This is a genomic window from Ligilactobacillus acidipiscis DSM 15836, from assembly GCF_001435755.1.
GTDB lineage: Bacteria > Bacillota > Bacilli > Lactobacillales > Lactobacillaceae > Ligilactobacillus > Ligilactobacillus acidipiscis.
Window position 1 is genome coordinate 1 of sequence record NZ_AZFI01000102.1, and the last position, 7,971, is coordinate 7,971.

Genomic DNA, 7,971 nt, shown 5'->3' on the forward strand with positions numbered 1-7,971 from the left:
TAATTCTTCTCCTAACTTCTAGCCGATTTCTTCAAATTGGTGAAAACTTCCGGCGATTTTTAGCCGTTTTAATTTGGAATACCGCAAAGCCAAAGTATATTGCTCAAATCAAAGCTCAAGTAATGTAGCTTTTTATAAATACTGGTCTTAGCCATAAGCAACCTAAAAAAATGAGATGCAGAAATCAACTCTCTGCATCTCATTTTTAGTTTTATTCCAAATTTAACAATTTTTAGTTTCTGGAGTAGTTTGGTGCTTCTTTGGTGATCTGTACATCATGAGGATGTGATTCGATCAAACCTGCGCTGGTGATCTGCACAAATTGAGCATTTTCTGCCAAATATTCGAGGTTGGGAGCGCCACAGTAACCCATTCCTGAACGAAGTCCGCCCAACATCTGATAAACGACGTCACCGACTTTGCCCTTATAGGCAACTTGTCCTTCGATACCTTCCGGCACAAGTTTATTAGCTTCATTGACCCTGCTTTGGAAGTAACGATCAGCTGAGCCATGAGTCGAATCCATCGCACTCATGCTACCCATACCACGGTACGTTTTGAAACGGCGACCCTGATAGATCACTGTTTCGCCAGGAGCTTCATCAGTTCCGGCTAACATTGAACCTAACATGACAGCATTACCACCGGCTGCCAAGGCTTTAACAATATCACCTGAATACTTGATCCCGCCATCAGCGATGATCTTCTTGCCATACTCGCGGGCAACTTGTGCAGCGTCATAGATCGCAGTGATCTGAGGGACACCTACACCCGCAACAACACGTGTCGTGCAGATCGATCCAGGACCGATCCCCACCTTGACTACGTCAACACCTGCATCATAGAGAGCCTTAGTTGCTTCTCCCGTCGCCACGTTACCTGCGATCAACGTTGCTTGCGGGAACTTTTCACGAATTTCTGCGATCTTGCGCAAAACTCCGGCTGAATGACCGTGAGCTGTATCGATCACTAACGCATCCGCACCCGCATCAAGCAATGCTGCCGCCCTTTCAAATGTATCACTTGTGACACCAACAGCGGCAGCTACTAACAAACGACCATGTTCATCTTTAGCCGAATTTGGATACTCAACAACTTTTTCGATGTCCTTGATCGTGATCAACCCTGACAAACGTCCCTGATCATCCACGATCGGCAATTTTTCGATCTTGTTGGATTGCAAAGTTTTTTCAGCTTCATCTAATGATGTACCTTCAGTTGCAGTAACAAGGTCGTCTTTGGTCATGACTTCATTGATCGCCACCTTAGGATCACTGACAAAACGAATATCACGGTTAGTGATGATCCCACAGAACAACTTATTTTCCATTGTTTCCACGATCGGCACACCACTAATGCGATAACGATTCATCAATTCTTCCGCCTGTGCGACTGTGTCTTGCGGTGTGAGATAAAATGGGTCAATGATCACGCCACTCTCAGAACGCTTGACCTTGCGGACTGCATCTGCTTGGGCTTCGATCGTCATATTCTTATGAATGACACCCATTCCGCCTTGTCTGGCCATCGCGATCGCCATCTGTGATTCAGTGACCGTGTCCATCCCTGCACTAATGATCGGCACATTCAATTTTAAGTTGGGGGCCAGCTGAACACCCAAATCAACTTCATTCGGCAAAACATGACTTTCTGCCGGAATCAACAATACATCATCAAAGGTCAAACCTTGTTTGGCAAATTTTGTCTCCCAGTTAGACATCAAAAAACGCTCCTTTTCCTTTAGTGAACAAAACTAGTGCTCTACTTATTATTTAGGCTAAACTTGGCAAATATAGATCTTGATCTTATCCCCCTAATTTACCCTGTATGAATATATTGCTATCTAATGTACAAAAAAAGGCTTGCGTTTGCAAGCTTTCTTAGATTTTCCTAATAAAAAAGTTAACTATTTCAGTTTTTTTACAAAAAGATTTCGCATTTCAATTACTTTAGTTAAAATATTGCCTCAAATGTTCTGTTATTCATTATCCTCTTGCCCCGTCAAATACTTTAGTTGCTTGTAAGGCAGAGGCTGCTTAAATTTCAGATCCATGCCGACGACACGTTTAGGTTTAGCTTTAGCAGTCGGCATAGTTTCTTCCGCCACGCTTCCAGGTAAGATGTCGGCTGGTCCTAAATAGGTGTAGCTCTTGCCTTCAGCATCGCTGCGCTTGGCAAATACCAGCAGCTTGATCTGGCGTGCTTGGTTGTCATCAACTGCGAGCAAACGTTTGACCTCCGCGGATTCCAATGTACGGGGACTGCGGGTGTACCATCTGATCGCCGAATTATTAGCCAGTGTATTTTGGTAATTTCTGCTCTCCACGACCTTTTCATCCTTACGATAGGTTATAAAGATCGGACACTCGTTCTCACCGACCCAATAACCATACATCGGCGCACTCAGGTCCTTCGACCAGTTCAATAAACGGCAGACATCTTTACGGGTATAACGCTGATAAAGTGTAAATTGCCGCTTGTTATCATACTCTTGATTTAAGCGCAGCCCGCAACTTAAAACATCGTCCATTAGACAACCAAAATCTTGGCCTTGACTAACTGCCGCTTTAAAATCTGGACTTAGCTGGTAGTTAAAGCCATCATGGACTACTAGAGGACGGCCGCCGTATTCATCCGCCTTGATCTTCTTACCGGATTTAATGGCAAAAAAATCTAAGCCTAAAATGACATCCAGTGAATTTAGCAACTGGTCGTTATGATAGCAGCCATACTTGTCGAACTCAGCTATTAATTCTTGTTCCGAGACCGTTTCTTGCTGCAGTAACAAACGCAACAATAATAATTCATGCGGACGTTTGCCCTGTGCTAATTCCTTGCAGAGAAACGTCAATATTTGATTTTGATACTTAGTCAAACAAACCTGCTCCTGCATTTTAGCCAAGAAGCTCCCATAGTTATTGAGCCGTGGATTTTCCAAGAAAACTCTGGGATCAAGTGAGTTTTGTTCTAAATAATCACATAGCAAGGGTGCACGCCCCAGCCTTTGCTTGAGAGCCGCAAATTCCTGCTTTAACTCATGCAAACTATCCAACTTTACCGCATCCAAAGCCGCAAAGATCCGCTGTTTTGCAATGCGGCTAAAACTGATCGTGGATAAACCCAAAATCGGTTTGAAGGCTAACTCTCTTTTAGCAGTGTCTTTGCTTTTACTGTGGTCATCGTGCAAGGCTAATGGAATCAAATAATTGTTCTTATAGTTACCGATAAAGTCGATCACGGTCACGTATTCTTTACCTGGGTATTTGCGCAATCCCCGCCCTAATTGTTGGATAAACACAATGCTTGATTGAGTGTTGCGCAATAAAACGACCTGATTTACACATGGGATGTCGATCCCTTCATTGAAGATATTGACCGTGACTAAATACTCGACTTGGCCTTCTTCCAGTTTCTTGACGGCGGCATCACGCTGACTAACACTTTGTTCGTTGGTCAGTGCCAGGCTTGGATGATTTCGTTGGGTCAATAAGACCGCCAGTTCTTTGGCTTCGTCTTGCCGGCTGCAAAAAATCAAGCCATGCGGCACTTGTGTAGTATCTCCATAATAATCCAACTGGCGCAAGATATAGTCGACCCTTTCATCCGACACTAAACGGCTCAAATTCGCTGTTTCATCCAACAGCTCTCCGTTCACTTCATAATCAGTAACGCCGACATAATGAAATGGACACAGCATATTCTCAGCTAGAGCCTGCTGCAAACGGATCTCATAGGCAATGTTATGGTCATAAAGTTCAAAGACATCAAAGTCATCTGTCCGCTCGGGGGTGGCAGTCATCCCCAAAGTGAATTGCGGCTGAAAATAATTCAAGAGCCGCTGATAGCTTTGTGCGCCACTGCGATGCGCTTCATCGATCAGCAAATAGTCGAACTCCTGCGGGTCAAATTGTTCCATCACTTCAGGCTTGCTGATCGTTTGAATAGTTGCAAACAGATACTTGGCAGTCGTTTGGTGACGTTTGCCTGACAAAATGCCGAAATCACGGGCAGAGCCGCCAATAACAGTGCGAAATGAATCACGAGCAGCTTCCAAGATCTGCTCTCTGTGAACAACAAATAAAAAGCGTTTAGGCGCAAAAGCTTGGACATCAAAGGCTCCAAGATAGGTTTTGCCCGTTCCTGTGGCGGAGATCAGCAAAGCACGGCGGGCGTTATTTTGCCGTAACTTAGCCAAGTTAGCCAAGGCCTGACGTTGCATACCATTGGGAGTTATTTTTTTGGTTACAGGACTGGCAGTTTTTGAAGTCAACTGCGGTGTGACATAGTGCAAAGCGTAGTCTTTGACCCATGCATCAGTCAGCAAAAAAGCTTTGTGCCACTGCGCAGTATACTGCTGTTCAAGTTGTTTGAACAAAGCACCTTGAGCTGTCGATCTGAGTCGAAGGTTCCATTCATAATTAGCCAACATTGCTGACCGCGTCAAATTAGCACTGCCGACGATCATCGTTTTTTCAGCACCATTGTCAAATAAGTAGCCCTTAGTATGAAAACCGGCGACACTCGTGATCTTGACTGTTAGGTTAGGGATCTTCAACAATTCCGCAAACATGGCAGGATCATTGAAGCCCAGATAATCGGAGGTCAGCAAGTATCCCGTAACGTTTCTGGCAGCCAATTCACTCATAACAGCTTTAAAAGGCGTCAACATGTCTTTAGTAATAAAGGCCACGGCAATGCTAAAGGACTGGCAAACACCAAATTCATCGAGTAAATGCTCCCAGATCGTTTCTTCTTTACTATTGACTAGTAATTTAGGTGCCAGCATGTCATTACCGGAATATTTTTGCTGGTCGAACAAACCGTGCATCACGGCTTGTTGTAATTCATAATTATCATTCATCAAATTTGATCTTCCTTAAATCTTGTTGTGTTAGCCATGTTAAGACAGGTCGACTAGCTGGCAGCCACTGTAAAGCGGCCAGTTCTTTAGGACTACCCCACTGCAACTTAGTATGGGCTTCATGTTTTAGATTATGCGTCTGCAAATAACCACAGAAAAACTGGATATGTATCTTGGCATAATTATATTCGTAGTCAGCAGGTACAGGGATCTGCGGACCTAAGACGACAATGTCGCCTAATTCTTCTTTGATCTCACGTTTTAAAGCTTGGCGTGGTGTTTCACCCGGCTCGATCTTCCCGCCCGGAAATTCATAATAACCGCCACCGACACGGTGGGCCTGACGTTGTCCGGTCAAGATTCGATCACCAGCAATCAAAACGGCGGCCACGATATTTTGTTCAGGTTTCATGATCGACCTCCTCTAACAGATGTTAAATTCTACTTTGATCTCTCTTAATCATAGCAGATTTAGTGTTGCATTGGGAAAGATGAAACTTTAGTAACGCAAATTTCACTAGCACTGATTTGAAAAAAAATCTGTCTGCTGCAATTAGCCAGCTTGAATTTCTACCCATCATTTCTCTTTCTTTTTTTAAAAAAATTGCTTATCATTAGACATAATTAGAAAAACTAAGAATAAAAAAATACTTTTATGGGGGTCACAAGACATGACAACAGAACGTACATTGATCTTGATCAAACCAGATGGTGTTAAAGCGCGCCATATTGGCCAGATCATTACACGGGTCGAAAACAAGGGGTACTCGATCGATGGTTTAAAAGTTACGATGGCTACACCGGAATTATTGAAAAAGCACTATGTCGACAAGGTAGACAAGCCCTACTTCACCGAGATCGAAAACTACATGTTAGAGGGACCGATCGTAGCGATCATTGCCAGCGGCTCGCGTGTGATCAAGGGATTACATACCATTGCAGGAGATACTAGTCCCAACCAAGCAGCACCTGGAACGATTCGCGGTGATTTTGGCCGGATGTTTGAAGATGGGATCTTACGTAATGTCATTCACAGCTCGGACAACCCGCAAAATGCTGAAAATGAGATCAAATTGTGGTTCCCAGAATTGTCAGCCACACGGGGATCTTCAGTTAAAAAAGAAAAGCAAGCTTAAGCTAAGAGAGTGAGACAAAAGATGCTTTGAAGCCGATTTGTAACAACGATTGCGCTATTCTGGCCCTTCGCTTTGCTACGACCCAAAATAGCGCAATCGTTGTTACATTAAGGCTTCACTCTTTTGAAACACGTTTAAGGGCCATCTATTTAACTCATTAAATGGGTTAAATAGACGGCCCTTTTAGTATCGCACAGCTAGTTATGCCCCAGCTCGTTTTCTTTGTCTATGAAAAATCTTCGTATGCTTTAGCAAAATCGATCACAGTTTGATCAGCGCCAAAGCCGCCAACCAGCTGCATCCCGATCGGTTTTTCATGAGATGTAAATTTACATGGTACCGAAATTGCGGGGTAGCCAAGAGCATTGAAAACACCTAAGTTTGTATCCATCCCCATCGAACCTGTTACCAGTTCCTCTAATGAATCATCCAACGCTGGTAATTTAGTAGCGGTAAAAGGTGTCACCGGCATTGCAAGAATATCAAATTTTTCCATGACCTGGGCAAATTTCTGTTTGAGGCCGACTAACATATTCTGTGCTCTACCGTAATAATCAGTGGCTGAATGATCAGCCAGCATTCCGCTATACAAAATAACTTGGACAATTGGCGGCAATTTTTGATAATTTTCTGCTTTTAACTGCTGTGTTAATGCTTCACTCAAATCGATTGGATAGTAGTTTCCACTGCCAATGCTTGAACCGCCATTCTTGATCAACTGCCGATATGTTGCCAGAGTGTTCATCGTGTCAACGACTGTCCGCGCCTGATCAAATTCTGGAAGCGATATTTCTTCAACACTCACACCCATTTTTTCAAAAGCCAAAATATTGGACCGTACTGTCTCATCCACAATTTTTTCAGAACGTTTTAAACCGAAACATTCTTTAACGAGCCCTATTTTTTTGCCGCGCAGATCAGTCTTTAGATTGTTGGCAAAATCAAATGTCTGCTGCATTTCATTTTGGCGGCTGTCTAAGCCATCTGGCCCAGCTAGAGCATCCATCGCTAAAATAATATTGTCCATCGTTTGTGCCATTGGGCCTACATAATCGAGCAGTTGATCGACTGAGCCGATCCCTGTATACGGGATCACGCCGCGTGAGGGTTTAAACCCATAGATGCCACACCATGAAGCTGGGATCCGGATCGAGCCAGTCTGGTCACACCCCAAGGCAAGATCAACTTCTCTACTAGCAACTAAAGCTGCCGAACCACTTGACGATCCGCCAGCAGAATATCCAGGCAAACGGGGATTTTGTACTAAGCCGGTGTCGGCTGAAAAACTGCTGCCGGCTACAAACAAGTTTTCACTGACTGCCTTGCCGGTGATTTCTGCACCAGCCGCCAGCAAACGACTGATCACAGTCGCATCTGTATGGGGGCGATAACCATTCAGCAGCTTAGTGCCGATCTGCATTGGTACATCTGCGATCGTAATGTTATCTTTCACAGCCACTTTTTTCCCTAGCAAGGGACCGCTGGCAGCATGTTCGATTTTAGTCTTAACAAACCACGCATTATATTTGTCATCCGTAAACGGACGCTCCTTATAGGTTCGTTTGTAAGGAGATTTGTCCGTGAGGACCGGCGAGTATTTCATAACATCGCGAAAAGTCGCCAAAAAGTCTGCATCCAGCATTTGCCAGTAATTGTCCTTTTGCTCTTGCGATAATTCAACATCTTTGATCTGCTTAAAAAATTCCTTTTTATTAAAACCCATCCTCTTGCCTCCGCCCTGTTAGTAGTCGAGCTCCCAAATTCAGACAACTTCGCTTATCCAACTCGGATCTCACAGTGCACAGAACACACTATAAGTTCCGAGCCCGATAATGCTCGCTGTCTCCCGAATTTCTCCACTCTGTTTTTCTAGTCGAGCTACATGAATCAAAAGTCTGCGCCTATCCAACTTTGACAACAAGTCGCAAAAAGCACGGCTTATTGTTAAAGTCCGATAGTGCTCAACTTTTAAGC

General features: G+C 44.0%; 5 protein-coding genes. 1 reads left to right on the forward strand and 4 read right to left on the reverse strand.

The window, feature by feature from the left end:
• Nucleotides 1-232: 232 nt before the first annotated feature.
• The 3 genes from guaB to FC65_RS07350 form a co-directional block, all read right to left on the reverse strand.
• Nucleotides 233-1,720 (reverse strand): IMP dehydrogenase, encoded by a 1,488-nt coding sequence (gene guaB, locus FC65_RS07340; protein WP_056972117.1) that lies wholly within the window; start codon nucleotides 1,718-1,720, stop codon nucleotides 233-235.
• A gap of 258 nt (nucleotides 1,721-1,978) precedes the next feature.
• The gene (locus FC65_RS07345; RefSeq protein WP_056972118.1) at nucleotides 1,979-4,861 is read right to left on the reverse strand and encodes a DUF3427 domain-containing protein; all 2,883 of its coding nucleotides are present in this window, start codon (nucleotides 4,859-4,861) and stop codon (nucleotides 1,979-1,981) included.
• The gene (locus FC65_RS07350; protein WP_010497210.1) at nucleotides 4,854-5,273 is read right to left on the reverse strand and encodes a (deoxy)nucleoside triphosphate pyrophosphohydrolase; all 420 of its coding nucleotides are present in this window, start codon (nucleotides 5,271-5,273) and stop codon (nucleotides 4,854-4,856) included. Before FC65_RS07350 ends, FC65_RS07345 begins: the two co-directional genes overlap by 8 nt.
• 259 nt (nucleotides 5,274-5,532) lie before the next feature.
• Between FC65_RS07350 and ndk the strand changes: the two genes are divergently transcribed.
• Nucleotides 5,533-5,997 (forward strand): nucleoside-diphosphate kinase, encoded by a 465-nt coding sequence (gene ndk, locus FC65_RS07355; RefSeq protein WP_056972119.1) that lies wholly within the window; start codon nucleotides 5,533-5,535, stop codon nucleotides 5,995-5,997.
• A 226-nt stretch (nucleotides 5,998-6,223) separates the two neighbouring features.
• Here the strand turns inward: ndk and FC65_RS07360 are convergent, their stop codons facing one another.
• Nucleotides 6,224-7,720 (reverse strand): amidase family protein, encoded by a 1,497-nt coding sequence (locus FC65_RS07360; protein ID WP_056972120.1) that lies wholly within the window; start codon nucleotides 7,718-7,720, stop codon nucleotides 6,224-6,226.
• Nucleotides 7,721-7,971 lie beyond the last annotated feature (251 nt).